Annotated in this window: 15 protein-coding genes and 1 pseudogene; 1 reads left to right on the plus strand and 15 read right to left on the minus strand. The window is 71.8% G+C overall.

All coding sequences use genetic code 11. The annotated features are described in order from the left end of the window. Positions 1 to 60: 60 nt before the first annotated feature. The gene (locus IE278_RS36820) at positions 61 to 474 is read right to left on the minus strand and encodes a globin (protein ID WP_189779239.1); all 414 of its coding nucleotides are present in this window, start codon (positions 472 to 474) and stop codon (positions 61 to 63) included. A 179-nt stretch (positions 475 to 653) separates the two neighbouring features. On the opposite strand from IE278_RS36820, the gene IE278_RS36825 reads away from it, so the two are divergent. Next, positions 654 to 1,655, plus strand: coding sequence for a methyltransferase domain-containing protein (locus tag IE278_RS36825; RefSeq protein ID WP_189779241.1), 1,002 nt, complete (start codon positions 654 to 656; stop codon positions 1,653 to 1,655). 91 nt (positions 1,656 to 1,746) lie between these two features. On the opposite strand, the gene IE278_RS36830 is transcribed toward IE278_RS36825, so the two are convergent. The 14 genes and pseudogenes from IE278_RS36830 to IE278_RS36895 form a co-directional block, all read right to left on the minus strand. Next, positions 1,747 to 3,240 carry an FHA domain-containing protein gene (locus IE278_RS36830; protein WP_189779243.1) on the minus strand — a complete coding sequence of 498 codons (1,494 nt, stop codon included), beginning with the start codon at positions 3,238 to 3,240 and terminating at the stop codon, positions 1,747 to 1,749. A gap of 103 nt (positions 3,241 to 3,343) precedes the next feature. Further along, entirely contained in the window at positions 3,344 to 4,690 is a 1,347-nt protein-coding gene (locus IE278_RS36835) for a vWA domain-containing protein (RefSeq protein WP_189779245.1), read from the minus strand. Positions 4,691 to 4,843: 153 nt separating this feature from the next. Continuing rightward, complete coding sequence (locus tag IE278_RS36840) at positions 4,844 to 6,565, minus strand: PP2C family protein-serine/threonine phosphatase (protein ID WP_189779246.1); 1,722 nt, start codon at positions 6,563 to 6,565, stop codon at positions 4,844 to 4,846. Positions 6,566 to 6,568: 3 nt separating this feature from the next. Next, positions 6,569 to 9,244, minus strand: coding sequence for a serine/threonine-protein kinase (locus IE278_RS36845; protein ID WP_189779248.1), 2,676 nt, complete (start codon positions 9,242 to 9,244; stop codon positions 6,569 to 6,571). Further along, entirely contained in the window at positions 9,241 to 10,563 is a 1,323-nt protein-coding gene (locus IE278_RS36850; RefSeq protein WP_189779250.1) for a coiled-coil domain-containing protein, read from the minus strand. Before IE278_RS36850 ends, IE278_RS36845 begins: the two co-directional genes overlap by 4 nt. A gap of 116 nt (positions 10,564 to 10,679) precedes the next feature. Further along, positions 10,680 to 11,696: a glutamate ABC transporter substrate-binding protein gene (locus IE278_RS36855; protein WP_189779252.1), complete on the minus strand. Its 1,017-nt coding sequence runs from the start codon at positions 11,694 to 11,696 to the stop codon at positions 10,680 to 10,682. Between the two features lie 14 nt (positions 11,697 to 11,710). After that, complete coding sequence (locus tag IE278_RS36860) at positions 11,711 to 13,168, minus strand: GlnX family signal transduction membrane protein (RefSeq protein ID WP_189779254.1); 1,458 nt, start codon at positions 13,166 to 13,168, stop codon at positions 11,711 to 11,713. Between the two features lie 201 nt (positions 13,169 to 13,369). Then, on the minus strand, positions 13,370 to 14,344 hold the full coding sequence (locus IE278_RS36865) for an N-acetylglucosamine kinase (RefSeq protein ID WP_189779289.1): 975 nt from the start codon (positions 14,342 to 14,344) through the stop codon (positions 13,370 to 13,372). A 155-nt stretch (positions 14,345 to 14,499) separates the two neighbouring features. Further along, entirely contained in the window at positions 14,500 to 15,765 is a 1,266-nt protein-coding gene (locus IE278_RS36870) for a 6-phospho-beta-glucosidase (RefSeq protein WP_189779256.1), read from the minus strand. A gap of 1 nt (position 15,766) precedes the next feature. Next, positions 15,767 to 16,696, minus strand: coding sequence for a carbohydrate ABC transporter permease (locus IE278_RS36875; protein WP_189779258.1), 930 nt, complete (start codon positions 16,694 to 16,696; stop codon positions 15,767 to 15,769). Between the two features lie 2 nt (positions 16,697 to 16,698). Then, positions 16,699 to 17,664 carry a carbohydrate ABC transporter permease gene (locus tag IE278_RS36880; protein WP_189779291.1) on the minus strand — a complete coding sequence of 322 codons (966 nt, stop codon included), beginning with the start codon at positions 17,662 to 17,664 and terminating at the stop codon, positions 16,699 to 16,701. A 51-nt stretch (positions 17,665 to 17,715) separates the two neighbouring features. After that, positions 17,716 to 19,044: an ABC transporter substrate-binding protein gene (locus IE278_RS36885; protein ID WP_189779260.1), complete on the minus strand. Its 1,329-nt coding sequence runs from the start codon at positions 19,042 to 19,044 to the stop codon at positions 17,716 to 17,718. 101 nt (positions 19,045 to 19,145) lie between these two features. Continuing rightward, positions 19,146 to 20,360 (minus strand): ROK family transcriptional regulator, encoded by a 1,215-nt coding sequence (locus IE278_RS36890; RefSeq protein ID WP_189779262.1) that lies wholly within the window; start codon positions 20,358 to 20,360, stop codon positions 19,146 to 19,148. Positions 20,361 to 20,570: 210 nt separating this feature from the next. Beyond that, positions 20,571 to 21,670, minus strand: a pseudogene (locus tag IE278_RS36895) (glycoside hydrolase family 43 protein). Positions 21,671 to 21,682: the final 12 nt, after the last annotated feature.

The following is a 21,682-nucleotide window of genomic DNA, read 5'->3' on the forward strand; positions in this document are numbered from 1 at the left end:
AGTCGATTCTGTTCGCCGCACGGGGGATGCCGTCGGCCGCCCTTCGGCGGAGGGCGCCGTTCAGCCCTCGGTGTTCACCATCGAAGCCGCCGCGTACGTCAGGTAGTTCCACAGCGTGTGCTCGTGCTCCTCGGAGAGGCCGAGCTCGTCGACGGCGACCCGCATGTGCTTCAGCCAGGCGTCGTGAGCCGCCCGGTCGACCGCGAAGGGCGCGTGCCGCATCCGCAGCCGGGGATGACCGCGGTTCTCGCTGTACGTGGTCGGACCGCCCCAGTACTGGATCAGGAACAGCGTGAAGCGCTCCTCGGCCGGGCCCAGGTCCTCCTCGGGATACATGGGCCGCAGCAGCGGGTCCTCGGCGACGCCCTCGTAGAACCGGTGCACCAGTCGCCGGAAGGTCTCCTCGCCGCCGACCTGCTCGTAGAAGGTCTGCTCCTGAAGCGTGCCGCGCCGAATCTCTTTCACACCGTCCATGGTCTCAGACGGGCCGACCGAGGACTCAAGGCTTAGGACCACTCGAACTGGAGGGGTTGGTTCCGAATCCAAGGGGCCGGTTCCGAATTGAAGAGGGCGGTTCCGAATCGAAGGGGCCGCTTCCGGATCGGGCCGCCCCGGCGCTCGCCTCCCGGCCCGTCCCGCAGCACAGTGGAGGTATGAGCGCGTACGCGGTCGACCACGGGCTCGACGACCTCGCCGCCACGGCACGGGCGGCGCTGGTGCGCGAGATCGACGAGAGCGGCGCCTGGGACGCCGACCCGGTCTGGCGGGCCGCCTTCGAGAGCGTCCCCCGCCATCTCTTCGTGCCGTACTACTACGTGGCCGCCGGGGGCCCGCAGGGCGGTTACGAGCGCAGATGGGGCGAGGACCCCAGCCCGCGCCGACGCGAGGAGTGGGTGCGCGGGGCGTACGCGGACACCCCGCTGGCCACGCGCCTGCGCGACGGCGAGCTGCTGTCGTCCAGCAGCCAGCCCTCCCTGATGGCGAAGATGCTGGCCGAACTGGAGGTACGGGACGGGGACGCGGTCCTGGAGATCGGCGCGGGCACCGGCTACAACGCGGCGCTGCTCTCGTACCGGCTGGGCGACGAGCTGGTCACCACGGTCGACCTGGACCCGGAGATCACGGAGTCCGCCCGGCGGCATCTGGCCGCCGCGGGCCACCACCCGGCCGTCGTCACCGGTGACGGGGCGCGCGGCTGCCCCGACCGGGCCCCCTTCGACCGTGTCGTCGCCACCTGCGCGCTGAACGCGGTCCCGCGCTCCTGGCTCGCCCAGTGCCGCCCCGGCGCCCGGATCATCGCGCCGTTCGCCACGGGTCTGATCGCCCTGCGGGTACGGGACGCCGGGCACGCCGAGGGCCGCTTCCTGCACACGTCCGCGTACTTCGTGCCCCTGCGCGGCGGCACCCGGACCGAGCGCGAGGCCGCGGACGTCCGCCTCGCCGGCCTGCCGTCCCGGGCCAGGGGGCACGAGCTGTTCCGCTTCCTGCTGACCCTGACGGCGGACGGCCTCACCTCGGACCAGGCGCACGCGCTGTGGGAGGACGAGGCCTGGCCGGCGCGCGAGCGGTACGGCATCACGGTCGCCGGCGACCGCGCGTGGGCGTGGCTGGACGACCCCGAGGGGCCGTACACCTGGCCGCTGCCCGGTACCTGACGACTGGCGTCGGATGCCGGATGCCTGGCGCCAGGCACCGGATGCGCGGTGCCGGGTGCCGGGTGCCGGGTGCCGGGTGTCTGCGGGAGTGTCAGCCCCGGCGGATCGTGATCGTCGTCCAGGCGCCCACGTGCACCCGGTCGCCGTCCTGGAGCGGGACGGGGACGAACGGCTGGATGGGGTCCTCGGCACCGTTGACCGTGGTGCCGTTGGTGGAGTTCTGGTCGACGACCGCCCAGCTGCTGTCCGGCTGCTGCACGAGCACCGCGTGCTGGTGCGAGACGCCCGGGTCCTCCGGCGGCACCGACAGATCGATGTCCGGGGTGTCGCCCGTGGAGTGGCGGCGACGGCCGATCGTGATCTGGTTGCCGCTGAGCGGACGCTGCTGTTCCGGCGAGTACGCGGGCAGGTTCAGCCCCGCGGCCTCCGGTCCCGAGCGCTGCATCATCGCCATGAAGTACTCACGGTCGGGCCCGATGGTGATGCTCCACGACAACGACTGCTGCGGCTGTTGGGGCTGCTGGTACCCGGCGGGCGCCTGCGTCGAGCCGGGCTGCGGGTAGCCGTAGCCGCCGCCGGGTCCGGCCGGGCCACCGGGTGCGGGCGGGCCACCGGGGCTGCCGGGCGACGGCGGTGAGATCACCCAGTCGTCCGCGCCGCCCCCGAAGGACGGACCGCCAGGCGCCTGCGGACGCCCGGTCTCCTGCGGATACGTGGTGTCCTGCTGATACGCGGGAGGACCGGACTGACCCGACTGGCCCGGAGAACCGGGGGGACCGGACTGTCCGGGCTGCTGGAACCCCTGGGGAGCACCGGGACCGCCCTGGCCGCCAGGACCGTTCGGACCACCGAGTCCATTCGGACCGCCGGGGCCACCGGGGCCGTTGGGGCCGCTCGGACCCCCGTACCCGCCCTGGCCGCCGGGCCCGCCGGGACCGGACGAAGGTCCACCGGGACCGCCGTACCCGCCAGGGCCACCGGGGCCTCCGGGGCTGGTGCCGCCGGGACCCGGCGGTGGCGGTACCGGTCGTGACGGATCACCCGGGAAGCCCGAGGGGTCCTCGCCGTAGGGCGGGATCGGCTCCGCGGGCCGGTTCATCTGCGAGGGCCGGGAGCCCTGGTAGTCGAAGCCGCCGTGGGTCGGGCCGGACTGCCCGGGAGGCGGCTGCTGGAAGCGGAGCGCCGGGTTCGGCCCGCCGGGAGCCCCACCCGGGCCACCGGGACCAGGCCCACCGGGGCCGCCGGGACCGCCGGAACCCGTGGGACGCGGCGCGGCCGGGGTGTACGAGGTCGCGGTGTTCGTCAGGAAGTTCCACCGGCACTCCTCGCAGAACGGCGCCCCGCCCTCGCGCGGGGTACGGCACTGAGGGCACAGCTCCGGCTCGGGCGCCGGGTCGGGCACCGCGGACAGGTGCGGACGGCCGCCCTGACCGGGCGGCGGCTGCGCACCGGGCGGCGGATAGCCGTAACCGGCCGCCGGGGGCGGCGGCGGAGGTGGCGGGGGCACGGCACCGGCCATGCGGTGACCGCAGACCTCGCACCAGTCGTCGGAACCCGACTGGTGTCCGTTCGGGCAGGTCGGCATGTCGGCGCTTCCCCCTCTCCTGAGCGGCCCACCGGGGACCGTGAGTTGTGCAAAACCGCGTGCGTGATGCTCGCGTACCGCTACGTAGTGTGTGCGTACTGCTCTACTTCTTTACACGAACAGTCTTTGTGGACCGTGTTTCGAGAGTCATCTCGTCGGCCTCCGCGACCTTCGCCTTCAATCGCACAGTACCCGCCGCGGCATCGACCACGTCCACCACCTTCGCAAGCAGTTTCGCCGTATCCGCGTTTCCGGAGGCACTGGCGAGCTGAACCGCGCGGCCCAGTTTGGCCGTTGCCCCGTCGGCATCTCCCGCTTTGCGTGCATCCAGGCCCTGTTGGATGACTTGCGCCAGTTCCGCCTGCCCCGTGTAGTGCGCGACCTGCGGATTGATCGACGTGGACGCCGTCATGTCGTCGGTCCACACGGCCCGTACGAGACCCTGCGCGCCCAGTGCCTGGGCGGTGCCGTCGCCCTGCGGGATCACCAGGGAGACCCGGGCGGCGAGCATCTCCTGCCCGATGCCGGCCTCGGGCACCTCCACGCACACGTGGTAGTCGCGGGACTCGTCACCCCAGGAGCCCGTGGGGTAGTCCCCGGCGCGCGGGCCCGCCTCGGTACGGCGGTCGGTCAGCGGCTCGACCGTCGGCGCGACCTGCTTGACGAACTTGATGGAGGTGTCGACCGGGGTCCACAGCCGCAGCGCGACGTCCGCGACCTCCTTGCCCATGGCCGTCTCCATCATCTGCGTGAAGTCGGCGGACAGGCCCGCCGGATCGGCCACGATGTCGGCGGTGCCGAGCAGCGCGGACGCGATGGCGGTGACTTCTTTCACTTCCCAGTCCGTGCCGACACCCCGGGCGTCGGCGGTGAAGCGGCCCGCGGAGGCGTCCAGGGCGGCCTTCAGGTCCTCGGGCGACTCGTGTTCGTTGCGGCCGTCGGTCAGCACGATGCCGTGCCGGATGGTGACGTCCACCGAGGACAGCAGCCGGTCGGCCAGCTTCAGCCAGGTGCCGATCGCGGTGCCGCCGCCCGCGCTGAGCTTGCGCAGCGACTGCTTCGCCTGCTCACGGGTCCGCGCGTCGGCCATGGCCAGTTCACCGTTGCCCGGGTAGACCTCCTTGGCCACATGCGTCCCGCCGATCACCGCGAAGTGCACGCCGTCCCGCAGGGCGTCGATCGCGGCGGCCGTCGCGTCCCTGGCGCCACGCATCTTCGTCGGCGGGTAGTCCATGGACCCGGAACAGTCGACCATGATCGCCACGGCCGCGTCCGGGCTCTGCCCCGGTGTGTACAGATGGGGTGCCGCGACGGCACTCCCGACCGTGCCGCCGCCGGTGGAGGTCACCGTCACGATCGCGTTGACCTCGCGACCGCCCTCCGGCAGGTACTCGTTCTGGTAGACCTCCACCGAGAACTGCGGCACGTTCGACTTCGAGAAATTGGCCATGCGTTCTCTGCTCCCCCTCAGGACTCCCACAGGTCGTGGGTGATGTCGGTAGGAGGGCCGGTCCCCTCCGGCCCCGGCCGGGCCGAGGCCCTCGCCGTCCCTGTCGTCCCTACCGTCACTGCCGTCTCTACCGTTTCGTACCGCTTGGGCCTCTTAGGCCGATCCTGCCCCTTGTTGCGGCGCAGGGAACGGAAGGACGGCCACTGTTACGTTGTCGTGGCCCCCGCCGTCCAGGGCGTGGCCCACTAGGACCTGGGCGCTGTGCAACGGCCGGTCCGCGGCGTCGGGCGGGACGACCTCGGCCATCTCCTCGGCGCCCTCGGCGTAGTTCCACAGCCCGTCGGTGCACACCACGACCACACCCGGCCGGTCCGGCTTGAAGGAAGCGGTGTGCGGCTCCAGTTCGTACGCGTCCGCCCCGAGCCAGCCCGTGATGGCGTGGGCGCGCTCGTCCGCGTACGCCTCGGCCTCGTTCATCAGGCCCGCGGCGACCATCTGGGCCGCCCAGGAGTCGTCCTCGGTGAGCCGGGCCGGCGGCGCGGACCGGTCCACGGGCACCCAGTAGACGCGGCTGTCGCCGACCCAGCCGACGACCAGCAGGGTGGGGGTGACGACGGCGCCGACGAGCGTGCAGGCGGGGGCGTTCACATGCGGCTGGTGCTCGTGGGCCGAGGCGGCTGGGTCCGCGAGGGAGTTGACCGCCTCGGCGGCGGCGAGGATCGCGTCGTGCATGGCCTGCTGCGGGTGCGTGCCGCAGGGCAGGGCCGCGAGCAGCGACTCGCCCGCCGCGCGGGAGGCCGCCAGGGAGGCCTCGTCGGGACGGGTCGCCGAGGAGACCCCGTCGCAGACGATCGCGACGACCGCGGGCGAACCGTCGGGCAGCGCGGTCGCGGACACCGTGAACGCGTCCTCGTTGCGGTGGTGGCGCAGACCGCGGTCGCTGACCGCGGCGACCGCGTCCAGCTCCTGCTCCATGTGGTCGCGCTCGCGCGGCTGCGCGTGGCCGCAGTTCTCGCAGTAGCCGTCCCGGTCGACCTGGCCCGCGCGGCACGCCACGCAGACCTTCAATCCCGCGGCGGGCGTCGCGAGGTCGGCCGTCCGCGGGTCGGCGAGCGGCGCGTCGAGCGTGGGCACCTCGACCGTGGGCAGCTCGTCCGCCGGGATCTCGGGAGGCAGCGGGGCGGCGAGCGGGTACTCGTCCGGCTCCGCCGCGGCGTGGGCCGCCGGGGCCGGGGCGTGGCCCGGCGCGTGGGCCGAGGCCTGGGCCGGTCCGGAAGCCGACCCGTGGGCCGATGCCCGGTCCGAGCCGGGACCCGACCTGTGAGCCGATGCCGGGGCCGATCCGGAAGCCGACCCGTGAGCCGATGCCGGGGCCGGTCCGGGGGCCGTCGTATGAGCCGGCGGCTGGACATGCCCCTGCGGCTGCCCCTGCGCCTGCCCCTGCGGTCGCGCATGGGGCTGGGCGGGCGACGGGGGCTGTGACCGCTCCGGTGGCAGGGCGGACGACTGCGTGTGCGGCGGAGCCGGCGACCCCGCGGGCCGGTCGAACCGTACGCCGGGGCTGTCGGAGCCGCCCGACTCCCGGCCCTCGATGTCCGCCGGCAGGACCACGGCCGCCGGTGTGCCCGAGCTGTCCGCCTCGGGCGCGACAGGCCAGTCCACGGCGGTCACCGGGGGCACAGGGGCCGCTCCGGCTACGGCCGGAGCGGCCGAAGGAGGCCGTGGCGCCGAGCCGTTCATGGTGATCGTGGGGTGGTCGTCCGGCGGTGCCGGTACGGCCGACAGGTCGTAGCCGCACGCACCGCAGAAGCGGTCTCCCGACTCCAGCGGTTCCTCACAGCTGGGGCAGGCGGCCAGTTGGGGCATCTGCGACATGAATTACACCCACGTCCGGGGGCGGTAGCGGTTGGCGCGCTCCACCAGATCGATCCTCTCCTCGCCACCCTGGGCGAGCCGGGCCAGTGTCCGGTACGAACGCTCCAGTCCGAAGCGCAGGCCCCGCTCGTCCAGGTCACTGCCGAGCAGTACGGTCCGCGCACCCGTGTTCGACGGGGCGGAACCCTGGATACCGGAGAGTACCCAGTCCAGGGCGCAGCCAAGGACCTCTGTGGACAACTGCTCGCGGCGCACCGCGTCCAGGCCGTACCCGTCCAGCGCCTCGACCTGGGCCGCGGCCGAGGTCAGGTCGTCCAGGAACGGCGTCCCGGGGGCCCCGGGAACGGGTGCGCGCGGAGCGGTCTCGGCCAGGCGCTGCCTCAGGCGCGCCCGGACCGCGGCCACCCGCGCCGCCGTGTAGTGGATCGAGGACTCCGGCACCGACTCCAGCGTCCGTACGGCGCCCGAGCGGTCGCCCGCGGCGAGCTGGACGCGGGCCAGGCCGAACGCGGCGCTGACATAGCTCGGGTCGGTCGTCCACACCAGCCGGTAGTACTCGGCGGCGTTGTCCAGCTGCCCGAGGACCTCCGCGCACAGGCCGAGGGCCAGCTTGGGCGCGGGCTCACCCGGGAACGCGTCGTAGATCGCGTCGAAGGACACCGCCGCCATCTCGTGGTCGCCGGCCGCGAGCGCCGCCACGCCCCGGTACCAGACGACCCGCCAGTCGTCGGGGTGGTCCGTCTCCAGCGTTTCGAGCGCCCCGGTCGCGTGGTCGAGCTCGCCCATCTCCAGACGGGCCCGCAGCTCGCGCAGCCGCAGCTCGGGGGAGCCGGCGGGCGCCGACCTCAGGGCGCTGAGCAGCTCCCCGGGCGCGGACGTCATGAGGCCGGCCAGGAAGCCGGCGTTCGGATCGCCGGGGTCGACATGGGGGACCGGGAGCGCGAGCGAGGCGGCCGAGGTGTTCAGCGGTTTGACGAGGGAGGCCGGGGCGGGCGCCAGGGGCGGGGAGCCGTTGGTCCCCGTCCCCGCCGTCAGCTGCGGCGCACCGTTCGTCCCGGCCACCGCCCGCGGCGTGCCGTTCGCCCCGGCCGTCACGGCCGGCGCGCGCTTCCGCTCCCGTTTGCCCCGCTTCTCCCGTACGGGCTCCACCCGAACGCCCAGCCGTGACACGTCACCGCTCAGCCTGCCGAACAACTCCGTGTCGGTGACCTTCAGTTCGGGTCCGAACAGGGTGGACAGCGCGGGCCGCGGACGGCCCGTCTGGACGGCCACGACCTCGCGCAGCACACCCGTCAGCTGCTCGGCCATCTCCTGCGCGGAGGCGAACCGGCGGGCCGGGTCGGGGTCGGTGGCCCGGACGAGCAGCCGGTAGAACGACTCGTAGGTGCGGAAGACCTCGATGTTGTCGGGGTCGGGCAGGGAGTCCACGAACACGTTCGTGTAGCCCTGGAAGTCGAAGGTCAGCACCGCCAGCGTGCGGGCGACCGTGTACAGGTCGGAGGCGACCGACGGGCCCACGTCGGCGACCTCCGGGGCCTGGTAGCCGACCGTGCCGTAGATGGCCGACTCGTCGTCGTCCATCCTGCGCACCGCGCCCATGTCGATCAGCTTGAGCTGGTCCTCGGTCTGTATCGCGTTGTCGACCTTGAAGTCGCAGTACAGGAGGTTGCGGCTGTGCAGATGGCCGAGCGCCTCCAGCGCCTCGATGCCGTACGCGCAGGCCTGCTCCACCGGCAGCGGGTCACGCTTGCCGCCGGCGGTGCGGCGGTCGTTGGCGATCTCCTTGAGCGACTTGCCGCCGACGTACTCCATGACGATGTAGCCGTCGAGGGAGCCGGTGCGCTGGTCGAGGTGCTCGACGAAGTTGTAGATCCGCACGATGTTCGCGTGTTCGATCTCGGCGAGGAAGCGGCGCTCGGAGATCGCGGCGGCCATGGCGTCCTGGTCGCCCGTGTCGAGGAGGCCCTTGAGGACCACCCAGCGGTCGGACACCGCCCGGTCGACGGCCAGATAGACCCAGCCGAGCCCGCCGTGCGCGAGACAGCCCATGACCTCGTACTGGCCGTGCACGATGTCGCCCGTCCGCAGCTTCGGCACGAACGAATACGGGTGGCCGCACTTGGTGCAGAAACCCTCCGTGCGTCCCGGCCGCTCCCCGCGCGAACGCCCCACCGGCGCCCCGCAGTCGGAGCGCGAGCAGAATCGCTTCCGCTCCGGAACCTCGGGGTTCTCCTGCACCATCGCGCGCGGATCGGGCCGCGGCACGCCCGGCACCTGTACGAGACCGACGCCGAGCCGACCGCGACTGGAGGACCCGGCCGCCGAACCGGAACTGCGCACCGACACCGAGCGGCCCGTGGACCGCCCCGAGACGGCCCGCGAGAGACGGCCCGACACCGAGCGCCGGGACTGCGCGGAACGCGACGACGAGCGGGCCGACGCACGGGAGCCGGAGCGTGAACTCCCGCTGCCGGAGCCGCGCGAGTTCCGGCCGCCCGCCGTGATCCCGGTGGGCGGCGAACCCACCATGCCGGTCGACGAGACGACCGGCGCCAGACCGCAGGTGTCGCAGTACAGCTCGCCGCCACCCATGTCCTCGTACGACCCGGGGCAGCCGGGCCGCTGACACTGCTTCTGCTGACTCTCCTGACTCGGCCGGCTCTCGTTCGGCTGACTCATGACTCCCCCCTCCGGTCCTGTGGTCCGCCGTCCCCGGGGACCCTCGGCACCAGTACTTCGGCGGCCGCCTGCTGATAGCGCAGCACCGCCTGTTCCGCCACGCGCAGGTCGCAGGGCGCGCTCCACAGCATGCGGCGCGCCGCGTCGTACCGCTCCACCAGCAGCGGGTCCTCGGCGAAGCCGTGCCGGGCGACCTTCGCCTTGTACGCGTCGAGCCGGCCGCGCAGCTCCGCGCGGACCGCGAGCGGCGCGGTGACCGCGGTCAACTGCTCGCGGGCCCGCAGCAGTTCGTCCTCGGCCTTCTCCTCCAGGGACTCCAGCAGCGGCGAGAGGCGGTGCCACTGCGCGTGCCTGCGGTACTCGGAGGCCATCGCCAACTGCTCCTGCAGCGCGGTCGGCGGGCCGCTCACCGCGGGCACCTCGGAGGCGGCGATCTTCGCCAGCACCTCGCCGCGCGCGCTCCTCGCCTCGGCCAGCGTGCGGTCCGCGCGGCTCAGCACGTCCCGCAGCCGCACCAGGCGCGCCTCCGCGTCCTGCCGCACGGTGAGCACGGCGTCGATCTCGCGGCGCACCTCTTCCAGGGCGCGCGCCTCACGGTCGTAGCGCGTCGTGTCGGGACGGCCGCCGCCCGGCGCCGAACTGCCCTGCGCGGGCGCCCAGAAGGCCAGCGGGTCGGACACCACCTGTTCGCGCAGCGACGTCAGCGTGCGGGTGATCCGCTCCAGGTCGTCGCCCGCGGGATGCTCACCGGGCCGTACGCCCACGGAGTGCGCGAGCCTGCGGGTGCGCTGCAGCTCGGCGGCCAGTAAATCTATCCGCGCGGGCAGCGCCGACCAGACGGCGTCGGCGGTGACGACCATGTCCAGCGAGGTCGCGTACAACTCGTTCATCCGCTCGACGAGTTCGGCGAGGGTGAAGCGTTCGCTCAGTCTGCCCGTGCCCGCCATCGTGGGTGCGGCGGCCGTGGCGGTGGCACTGCCGGCCACCGTGACGCTCTCGCCGCGCAGCAGTTCCGTCAGTTCCACGAGGTCGTCGCGGCTCGACCAGCGTCTGCGGGAGCGGATCTCCCGCGCGGAGCGCAGCGCGTCGGCGTACGCGTCGAAGTAGGACCAGAGCAGGGTGATCGACGCCTCGGCGGTGCTCCAGCGCTCCTTGGTCGTGCCCGTCAGCTCGGCGCCTTCGAGGAGTCTGCGGCCCGCGTGGTCCTGGAGGGCGAGGAGCGAGGTCTCGATGGCCTCGTGCTCCGCGCCGAGCCGCGCCAGCGCACGGTCCACCTCGTCCCGGTCCAGTACCGGCCCGGATGGTCCCGCGACGCCCATCGATCACCCCTCGTTTCCTGTTGCCCGCGCCGGTCTGTGCCGTGCTGTGCTCGTCCTGCGCCGCTCGTCTGTCGTCCCGGTGTGAAACTACCTGCGGAACTACGGGAGTGTCGTGGTCATTTGTACTGGACCGGGGGCGGCCCGGACGACTCGCCGAGGCTCTCGGCGAGCCACTTGTCGTACGACTTCTGCCAGCCGTCCTTGCGGTAGTCCACCAGGATCTGGTTGACCCGGCGCACCAGGTCGTCGGCGTCCTTCTTCATCGCCACGCCGTAGAACTCGTCCGTGAACGGCTTGCCCTTGAGCCCGACCGTCGGGTCCTGGGCGGCCTGGCTCGCGGCGAGCGCCCCGTCGGTGACCACGGCGTCGGCCTCACCGAGCTGCAGCCGTACCAGGCAGTCGAGTTGGTTCGGTACGGTGCGCTTCTCGAAGTCGGCGGACGCGGGGAGGGTGCCGGCCGTCCTGGCCGCGTCCAGCGCGTCGAAGGCGGTCGAGCCCGTCGCCGTGCAGATCCGCTTCTTCGCCAGGGACTCGTCGAGCCCGGTGATGTCCGACTTCTTCGGGGCGAGCACCTGCTGGCCGGTCTCGAAGTACGGCGAGGAGAAGGCGACCTGCTCCAGCCGGGTGCAGTTGATCGTCATGGTGCGGACCACCATGTCGACCTTGCCGTCCTGGATCGCCGGTATGCGCTGATCGGTGGGGATGGCCCGGAAACGGACGTTCTTCGGCTTCTCTCCGACGATCTTGTCGGCGATCTCGTGCACGAGATCGATGTCGAAGCCCTCCAGCTCGGCGTCGTCCGACTCGCTGTTCGGGTCGCGGTAGCCGAAGCGGTAGCTGTTCTGGTCGACACCGACGATCAGGAAACCGCGATCCTTGATCGCCTGGACCGTGTCCCCGTCCTGGTCGCCGGAGGAGGGGGACAGGCTCTGCTTCTCGGGATCGGTGCAGTCCTCGGCCCTGGCCTGGTAGCCGCCGGCCGTGCGCTGCCCGCCCGGTTCGCCGTCGTCGTTCTCGCGTGACTGGGCCACCGGCAGCAGCAGCGCGAAGACCGCCGCCAGGGCGCAGACGACCGCCATGGCCCCCACTCCGCCCCAGCCCCGCAGGCTGGCCCGCAGACGTCGCGCGTTCATCGTCATGCCCCCTCTCACCGGTACTCCGACAGCCTGCGCCCGATGCCCAGCACCGCGCCGGCCGCGGCCAGCACGGCGAGCACCGCGGCGCCCACCACGAGGCCGTTCATCGCGCCCCGGCCGTCACCGGCCGCCTGCTCGAACTCGGCGCGCTCGTGCGTGATCGCGGCCTTGAGGTTCGTCTCCACGCTGTCGAAGCACTCGCCCGTCGGTTTGTCCGCCTTGGAGCCGATGACCTTGTCGAGCGCTCCCTGGTAGTTGCCCAGGGTGTCCTGCGTGCGGGCTTCCGCGTGCCGTTCTTTCCAGACCTTCATGTTTCCCGTCGCGGCCTCGACCGGCTTCACGCCCGCGCTGTCGTCGGCGAGGTCCTCGGCGGCGGCCAGCTTCGTGGTGAGGGCCTTCATCTGCTGCTCGAAGTCGTAGTCGAACGTGTCCACGGTCTGCTTGTCGGCGCCCGTGCCCACGTCCTTGGTCTCCGCGCCCCGGGAGACCAGCGTCAGGTTCTCGTTGCTGCGGGCCTTGAGCGAGGCGAGCCGGGCGTCGTTCAGCGTGTTCATCGAACGCACACCGTGGTCGTACGAGTCGTTCAGCCCGGCGCGGGCGACGGTGTGGCCGACGACCAGCCAGAGCAGGACGACCGTGGTGGCGGCCGTGGCGGCGACCAGGCCGTGGTTCAGTACGCGGTTGGTGCGGCGGTAGTTGCGCCGCTGGGCCCACACGAGGCCGCCGATGGCCACGACACCGGCGCCGATCGCGATCCACGGATAGGGAGTCGCGTCGTCGTAGTCGGAGCGCAGCCGCTGGTTCTCCACCGTGTAGAGCCGCTCGGCGTCGTCGAGCATGATCTGCATCTTCGCGTTCGCGTACCGCAGGTAGGCGCCGCCGAGGGGGTAGCCCTGCCGGTTGTTGGCGCGGGCCCGCTCGACCAGGCCCTTGTACTCGGGAAGCATCTTGTTGAGGTCGGTGATGGTCTTCGCCGAGGTGGAGCCCGGTTCGGAGTTGGCCGCCGCGGTCACCAGCTTGTCCGCGGCCAGACTGATGTCGTCCTCGTACCGCTGGCGGGTCTTGGCCGGTTCCTGGCCGCCCGCGAGGAAGCCGCTGGAGGCCGCCGTGTTGGCGTCGGCGAGGGAACGGTAGATGTCCGCCGCGTCGGCGCTCAGCGGCTGGCTGCTGTGCAGCACGTCGTCCGCGGCGGCCGAACGTTCCGTCATCTCCCAGGCGGTGACCGCGCCGAACGTGACGACCAGGACGGCGAGGACCGCGCCGATGATGCGCAGCCGCCCGGGCTCGGTGGTCGCCCCGGCCCGCAGCCGGTCGACGCCCTCCGCCCACGCCGTGCGCCGCGGCGGCCCGGCATCGGGCCCTTGTGGCCGGCCCTGCGGCCCCGGTGGCGGGGCCTGCGGCGGGACCGCAGGCGACGCGCCCGCTCGCCCCTGCGGTGGCGCCGCGGTGCTCTGCTGCTGGTATGTCACCTGACCTCCCCCATGGTCGTCGCCGGTCACCTCCGCCCGGTGCCGAGGCGCACGGGAAGAGACGCACGGCCGCAAGTATCGCCGCCGGGACCGACATCCGAACAGGCCTTGACGCGATCTTGGTCGGATTGCGGTCCGGCGAAGATCCCGCACCCCCCTGTTCATGAATACGCCAACCCGAACTGTTCGGTTCCCGCGCGCTCAGACCCGCTCGTAAAACTCCCGCACGCGGGCGTGCGCCGCCGCCGGGGCGCCCTGGTGGTCCAGCCCGAGGAGCGCGGCCCCGAGGACCGGCCGGGCGGTGACGACCCGGGGCACGGCCTTGGGGGCCCGCTCGGCCAGCAGCTCCCGTACGCGGTCGTCGAGTTGAGGGTGGCGGGCGGCCAGCACACCGCCGCCGAGCAGGACCGGCGCCTCCTCGCCCAGCAGGTCGAGGCGGGTCAGGGCGACGACCGCCATGCTCACCACCTCGTCCGCCAGCCGGTCGACGAGCGCGCGGGCGACCGGGTCGCCGTCCGCCGCCGTGGCGAACAGGACCGGCGCCAGCTCGTGACGCCGTACGTCCTCGATGTGCCCGAGATGCAGGGCCTCGATCAGCGCGTACATCGTGGACAGGCCGAAGTGCGCGGGCAGGGCGCGGGCCAGGTCGGTCGGGGCGCCCCGGCCGTCCTCGGCGCGCGCCGCGTGCCACAGCGCCTCCTCGGACAGGCCCCAGCCGCCGCCCCAGTCGCCGGAGATCCGCCCCAGCGCGGGGAAGCGGGCGACGCGGCCGTCGGGCCGCATGCCCACGCAGTTGATGCCCGCGCCGCACACCACGGCGACGCCCCGCGGCTCCTCGACGCCCGCCCGCAGTATCGCGAAGGTGTCGTTGCGGACCTCCACGGTCGTCGCCCACGCGCGCGCGTGCAGCGCGGCGGCCAACTGCTCCTCCTCCACGGGCAGATCGGCGTTGGCGAGGCACGCGGAGACATGGCCGACGGCGGTGACGCCCGCCGCGGCGAAGGCCCGGCCGACGGCGTCGGCGAGCGTGTCCACCGCCTGCCGGACGCCGACGACGGGGGGCCGGAACCCGCCGCCGCGCGCCGTGGCGAGCACGCTCCCGTCGCCGGCCACGACCGCGACGTCGGTCTTGCTGTTCCCGGCGTCGACGGCGAGGAGGGTGTGTTCGGGCCCCATGGGGACGGCGGGGCCGGTGTGTTCCGGCCCTGTGTGGGCGATGGGGGCGGTGTGTTCGGCCCCCATGGGGGCGGCGCGGTCGGTGTCTCCGGCGCCCATGTGGGCGCCGGAGTCGGTGTGTTCGGGCCCCGTGTGGGCGGTGGGGTCGGACGCGGTCATGCCCACGCGAGGTGCTCCCGGTTGTGCGCGATCAGCCGGTCGGTGAGGCCGTCGGCGAGTGCGTACTGGCCGACCAGGGGGTGTGCGAGCAGCGCACGGAACACCCGCTCGCGCCCCCCGCGCAGCGCGGCCTCCAGCGCCAGGTCCTCGTACGCGGTCACGTTCGCCATCAGCCCCGCGAACAGCGGGTCCACCGGCGCCACGGGCAGCGGGACGGCCCCGGTGTGCCCGACCGCCGCCTGCACCTCGATCACGGCGTCGTCGGGCAGGAACGGCAGCGTCCCCCGGTTGTAGGTGTTCACCACCTGGTACGCGCTGCCACCCCCGCCCAACAGGGACGCGGCGAGGTCGACGGCCGCCTCCGAGTAGTACGCCCCGCCCCGCTTGCCCAGCAGCGCCGGCTTCTCGTCGAGCGCCGGGTCGCCGTACATCGCCAGCAACTCCCGCTCCATCTGAGCCACTTCCGCGGCCCGCGACGGCTTCGTACCCAGCTCCCGTACGACCTCGTCGTGCGCGTAGAAGTAGCGCAGGTAGTAGGACGGGACGACACCCAGGCGGTCCAGGACGCCGGTCGGCAGGCGCAGGTCGCCGGCGATGGCGTCGCCGTGCTCCGCGAGCAGCTTCGGCAGGACGTTCTCCCCCTCGGGGCCGCCGAGTCGCACATGGGTTTCCCAGGTGAGGTGGTTGAGCCCCACATGGTCCAGGTGCACATCGGTGGCCTCGACCCCGAGCAGCCCGGCGAACTTCCGCTGGAATCCGATCGCCACGTTGCACAGTCCGACCGCTTTGTGACCGGCCTGGAGGAGGGCGCGGGTCACGATGCCGACGGGGTTGGTGAAGTCGATGATCCAGGCGTCCGGGTTGGCCCGCCGGACGCGTTCGGCGATGTCGAGCACGACCGGGACCGTGCGCAGCGCCTTGGCGAGGCCGCCCGCGCCGGTGGTCTCCTGGCCGACGCAGCCGCACTCCAGCGGCCAGGTCTCGTCCTCGTTGCGGGCGGCCTGACCGCCCACGCGGAGCTGGAGCAGCACCGCGTCCGCGCCGTCCACGCCCGCGTCGAGATCACCGGTCGTGGTGATCCGGCCCGGGTGCCCCTGCTTGGCGAAGATGCGCCGCGCCAGCCCGCCGACCAGTTCCAGACGGTCCGAGGCGGGGTCGATCAGGACCAGCTCCTCCACGGGCAGCGTGTCCCGCAGCCTCGCGAACCCGTCGATGAGTTCGGGGGTGTAGGTGGAGCCCCCGCCCACTACTGCGAGTTTCATGTCAGCCCTTCACTCCGGTCAGTGTGACGCCCTCGACGAATGCCTTCTGAGCGAAGAAGAACACGAGGATCACGGGGGCCATGACCAGGACGGTCGCGGCCATCGTCAGATTCCAGTCGGTGTGGTGCGCGCCCTTGAAGGACTCCAGGCCGTAGCTCAGGGTCCAGGCGCCGGGGTTCTCGGACGCGTAGATCTGCGGCCCGAAGTAGTCGTTCCAGGCGTAGAAGAACTGGAAGAGCGCGACGGCCGCGATACCGGGCTTCGCCATCGGCAGCACCACCTTCAGCAGGGTCTTCAGGTCCCCGCACCCGTCGACCTTCGCCGCGTCCAGATACTCGTTCGGGATCGTCATCAGGAACTGCCGCAGCAGGAAGATGGAGAACGCGTCGCCGAACGCCATCGGGATGATCAGCGGCCACAGCGTGCCCGACAGATCCAGCTGCTTCGCCCAGAACAGGTACATCGGGATGATGATGACCTGCGGCGGCAGCATCATCATCGAGATGACCAGCATCAGCGACAGGTTCCGGCCACGGAAGCGGAACTTGGCGAGCGCGTACGCCACCGGGATCGAGGACGCGACCGTCAGCGCGGTGCCCACGCCCGCGTACAGGAGGGTGTTCCGCCACCAGGTGAGGAAGCCGGGGGTGTCGAAGACCTTGGCGTAGTTGCCCCACTCCCAGGTGTCCGGGACCAGGTCCCTGGTGAGCGTCTGGTCGTCGCTCATCAGCGAGGTCAGCACGACGAACACGAAGGGCAGCACGAAGAACAGCGCGGCGGCGACGCCGAGCGCGTGCACGGCGATCCACTCCAGGAGCGCCTTGCGGCGGGCGGTGCGCTCGGCGGGCGTGACGGGCGCTCCCGGCGCCCCCGACTCCCGCTGCCCGGCGGGTGGCCGTGTTCTCGACCGTGTGTCGGTCGTCTGGGTCATGGTCAGTCACCTGCCTGGATGAGACCGCCGCGGCGCCGCATCAGGAACGCGGTGAACGCCATGGACAGCGCGAACAGCACGAGCGCGACCACACACGCGGAGCCGTAGTCGAACCGCTGGAAGCCGAGGTTGTAGACGAGCTGCGGCAGGGTGAGCGTCGACTTGTCGGGGTACCCCGGCTCGAACTGCTGCCCAGAGCCGCCGATGATCCCGGAGGCGACCTTCCCCGCGACCAGCGGCTGTGTGTAGTACTGCATGGTCTGGATGACCCCGGTGACGACCGCGAACATCACGATCGGCGAGATGTTCGGCAGCGTCACGAACCGGAACCGCTGCCAGGCCGACGCCCCGTCCAGCTCGGCTGCCTCGTACTGCTCCTTCGGTACGTCGAGCAGCGCGGCCATGAAGATGACCATCAGGTCGCCGACGCCCCACAGGGCGAGCATGGTGAGCGCGGGCTTGGACCAGGCGGCGTCCGTGAACCAGCCGGGCGTCGGCAGACCGAGGTCGCCGAGGACCGAGTTCACCGGCCCCGTACCCGGGTTGAGCAGGAACACGAAGGCCAGCGTGGCGGCGACCGGTGGCGCGAGGTAGGGCAGATAGAACAGCGTGCGGAAGACGCCCGTACCGGTCTTGATCTTCGTGATCAGCAGGCCGATGCCCAGGCCGAAGACGACCCGGAAGGTGACCATGACGAGCACCAGCCACAGGGTGTTGCGCAGCGCCGGCCAGAACATGGGGTAGTCGTTGAAGACATAGCTCCAGTTGTCCAGCCCCCGGAACTCCGGGACGCCGAAGCCGTCGTACTTCATGAACGAGAAGTACACGGTCGAGATCAGCGGGTACGCGAAGAAGACGCTGAAGCCGATCAGCCACGGCGACATGAAGGCGGCCGTGCGCAGAGCCTGTTTCCTGCGTTTCACCCGCAGTGTGGGTGTGGGCCGCGTGGATATCGGGCGTGTGGACATGGGGTGCGCGGCCATGGGTTGCGGGGACATGGGTTGCGGGGACATGGGGCGCTACTTCGCCTGCTCGATGTCACGGTCGATCTGGTCGGCGGTCTTCTTCAGACCGGCCTTGAGATCCTTCGCCTTGCCGGACTCGTACTGGAAGCCGAAGTCCTGGAGGGTCGTCTGGTACGTCGAGCCGTTGACCGAGGCCGGCGGGGTGTTCGACTGCGGGTGCTGGGCGATGTCCACGAAGGTCTTGAAGCCGTCCTCGACCTTCAGGTCGGGCGACTTGAGCGCGTCGAACGTGGACGGCACGTTGTGGATGGAGTTGGCGAACGCCACGACGGCCTCGGTGTCGGTCGTCATGTACTTCATCAACTCCCAGGCCGCGTTCTGCTTCTTGCTCTGCGGCGCGATGCCCATGATCGTGCCGGAGAGGAAGCCCTTGCCGTACTCGTCGACCTCGTCGTCGGCGACGGGCATGGGCGCGGTGCCGATCTCGAACTTCACCCCCGCGTCCTTGGCCATCCCCAGCCGCCACTCGCCGTCGAGCTGCATGGCGACCTGCCCGGTGTGGAAGGGGTGCTTGGCGCCCCACTCGTCGCCGAACGTGTTGCGGTACCGCTCCAGCTTCCGGAACCCGCCGAGATCGTCGACGAGCTTCTTCTGGTACGTGAACATCTCGGCGAAGGCCGGGTCCTCGGCGATGTTCGACTTGCCGCTCTTGTCGAAGTAGGAGTGGTCCCACTGCGACATGTAGTGGTCCACCACGGTCTCGTAGCCGTGGTAGTTCGGCATGAACCCGAGCTGCTCGTACGAGTCGCCCTTGGCCTTGGTCAGCTTCTTCGCGTCCTTCGCGAACTCGGTCCACGTCTTCGGGGGCGCCTTGATGCCGGCCGCCTCGAAGGCGTCCTTGTTGTAGTAGAGGCCGTACGCGTCGCCGAGCAGCGGAAGCGCGCAGCGCGTGCCCTCGAACTGGGTGTACTCCAGCATCGGCTTCGGGATGATCGCGTCCAGGTCGAGCTTCGACTTCTCGATGAACGGCTTGAGGTCGGCGAAGGCGCCGGACGAGCAGAACTTGCCGACGTTGGACGTGGTGAACGAGGAGACGACGTCGGGCCCGTTCGAACCGCCCGCGCGCAGCGCCTGGTTGAGCTTGTCGTCGTTGATGTTGCCGACGACCTTCACCTTGATGTTGGGGTGCGCCTTCTCGAAGCGGTCGATGTTCTCCTGGACCGCCTTCACCTCGGCGGGCGCGCTCCAGCCGTGCCAGAACGTGATCGTGGTCTTCGCGTTCGGATCGTCCGTGGCACCGGAGCCGGACTGGCCGGTACAGCCGGTGGCGAGGAGGGCTATCGACGCGGCGGCGAACACCGCTTTACGGGGCATTCCGGGCATGACGGGGTCTCCCTATGGGCAGGGCGGGCTGGACGGGGAAAGAGGGCAGAGCCGGGAAGAGGGTGTTCAGTGGCCCTTCATCGGGCCGGTCGGGGGCTGTCTCAGTGCGCCGAGGTGTCGAAGACCTCGTCGCGGGTGGCGGCGAGCGCGCTCTCCAACGCGCCGCGCAGCACGGGCTGTTCATGGACGTCGCCGACGACGAGGCGCGGCCGGGACGCGGCCAGCTCCTCCAGCTCGGCCTGCACCAGCGCGCGCAGGGGTTCGCCGCCCCTGCTGAGCGAGGCGCCGCTGAGGACGACGAGTTCGGGATCGAGGACGGAGACGAGCGAGGCGAGACCGGTGGCGAGACCGGTCGCGTACGTCTTCAGGAGCTCCCGGTGGGCGCCCGCGTTGATGTCCGCGGCCTGCTCGACGAGAGCGGCGGCGACCTCGCTGTACGGGCCCGGGGGGATGGGCCTGATACCCAGTTCGCGGGCGAGCTTCGGGATGGCCTGGGACCCGGCCAGTTCCTGGTAGCCGCCGCTGTTGGCCTTGGTGACGTGCCGGACGAGGGGCGCGCCGGGTACGGGCAGGAAGCCGACCTCGCCCGCGCCGCCGGTCCAGCCGCGGTGCAGCCGGCCGCCGAGGACGAGGGCGGCGCCCAGGCCCCCCTCGTTCCACAGCAGGACGAAGTCGTCGTGGCCCCGGGCCGCGCCGAGCCGCTGTTCGGCGACGGCGGCGAGGTTGACGTCGTTCTCGTACTCGACGGGCATCGGCAGCGCCGCCGCGAGCTCGTCGAGCAGGGCGGGGGAGTGCCAGCCGGGCAGGTGGGAGGCGTAGCGCAGACGGCCCGTGTTCGGGTCGAAGGCGCCGGGGGTGCCGATGACGAGCCGCCGGAGGTCGGCCCGGACGAGCCCCGCCGCCTTCACCGCGCCGTCGAGGGCGTCGGTGACCTGCCGTACGACGGTGTGGGCGGGGCGGCGGCCGGGGGTGGGCAGTTCGTACTCGCCCACCGTTCGCCCGGTCACATCGGCGACGGCGGCGAGGATCCGCTCGGGCGTCACGTCGAGCCCTGCGGCGTAGGCGGCGGCGGGGTTGACCGCGTAGAGCTGCGCGTTGGGCCCGGGCCGTCCCTCGCTGGTACCGGTGACGACGACGAGCCCGGCGGCCTCCAGCCGGGCGAGCAGCTGTGAGGCGGTCGGCTTCGACAGCCCGGTCAGCTTGCCGATCCGGGTCCGGGAGAGCGGGCCGTGCTCCAGCAGGAGATCGAGCGCGGCGCGGTCGTTCATGGCGCGCAGTACGCGCGGGGTGCCCGGGGTACCGGATGTTCCTGCCATGCCTGTCGACACCTGCCTCTCGGCTGCCCAGCTTCCCAGTGTGATTACCGGGAAGTCCACCTGGAGATCACTGTTAGGAAACTTTCCTATCGGTGGGAGGAAGGTAGGCCGCAGGCGGGGGAGGCGTCAACAGGTTGCCCCCGCGGCAACAGAGTCGTTACCTGCGGGGGCGGGATGGTCGTCTTCGTCGGCGCGGGGCTCAGGCGGGGCTCATTCGAAGAACTTGAGGCTGAAGCCGGTGTTGGTGGGGGAGCCGGGGACGTTGGCGCGGCTGTAGGTGGTGTTGCCCCACCAGACGGCTGTGCCGGTGTACCAGTAGCGGTTGGACCACGAGTACGGCGTGCCCTTGGCGACCGCGTGGAACATCGTTGGGAAACGGTTGCCGGACGGCGGTCCCGCGGTGGCGTCGCCGCGCGGCAGGACGAAGGTGTGGTGGCCGGGGCCGTCGACGTACAGCGTCGGGTCCCAGCCCGACATCATGGTCGCCGCGTGCGAGCCGAAGAGGCAGCCGTTGCTCTTGTACCAGTCCCACACGTACGTCGGATCGCCGCCGGCCCGCAGTCGCAGGTCGGCGATGCAGTACTGGCTGCTCCAGCTGCCGTTCGCGGAGTACGCGATGTGCAACTGGCCGTTGGGGTCGACGATCGGCTGGGGTGCCTCGTTGATGTACGGGTTGCCGACGACCCGTTCCCACGACTCGCGGGGCTGCGAGATGACGTACCGGTCGCCGGTCGCCGCGGTGGGGCTGCCCATCCGGGCGATGTACAGGTTCTGCTCGACGTTGGTGTCCCCGCCCAGCCGGACCATACGAACCAGCGCTGGCCGTTGAAGGTGAAGGGCGCGCCGTCGATGGCCCATTTGTCGCCGGGCAGCGCGACCTTGGTGGCGGCGGAGTAGCCGCTGGCCGGGCTGGTGGAGCTGATGTGGTACATCCGGTGGGCGGCGCCGGTGCCGGCGGCGAAGTAGATCCGGTAGGCACCGTCGTGGTGCACGATCTCGGGCGCCCAGACCTCACCGAGCCCGCCGGTGTCCCGCCACACCTGCTGCTTGGGCGCGCCGGCGATCCCCTCCAGGGTGGACGCGGTCCGCACCGCGATCCCGCCGTCCACGGACTTGGCGGCGACGTAGAGGTCGCCGACCTTGATGACGCTGGGGTCGGCACCGGCGAGGGTCGTGCGGCCGAGGGTGGAGGCGGGGGCGTCGGCGGTCGCGCCGACATCGGCGGTGGCCGCACCCTGCCCGAGGGCGAGGAGGAGGGTGGCGGCGAGCCCGAGCGGGATCAGGCGGGCGAGCCGGCGGGTGGGAGACATCCGGTGGGGTCC

The sequence above is a fragment of the Streptomyces tauricus genome (genome assembly GCF_014650955.1).
GTDB classification, from domain to species: domain Bacteria; phylum Actinomycetota; class Actinomycetes; order Streptomycetales; family Streptomycetaceae; genus Streptomyces; species Streptomyces tauricus.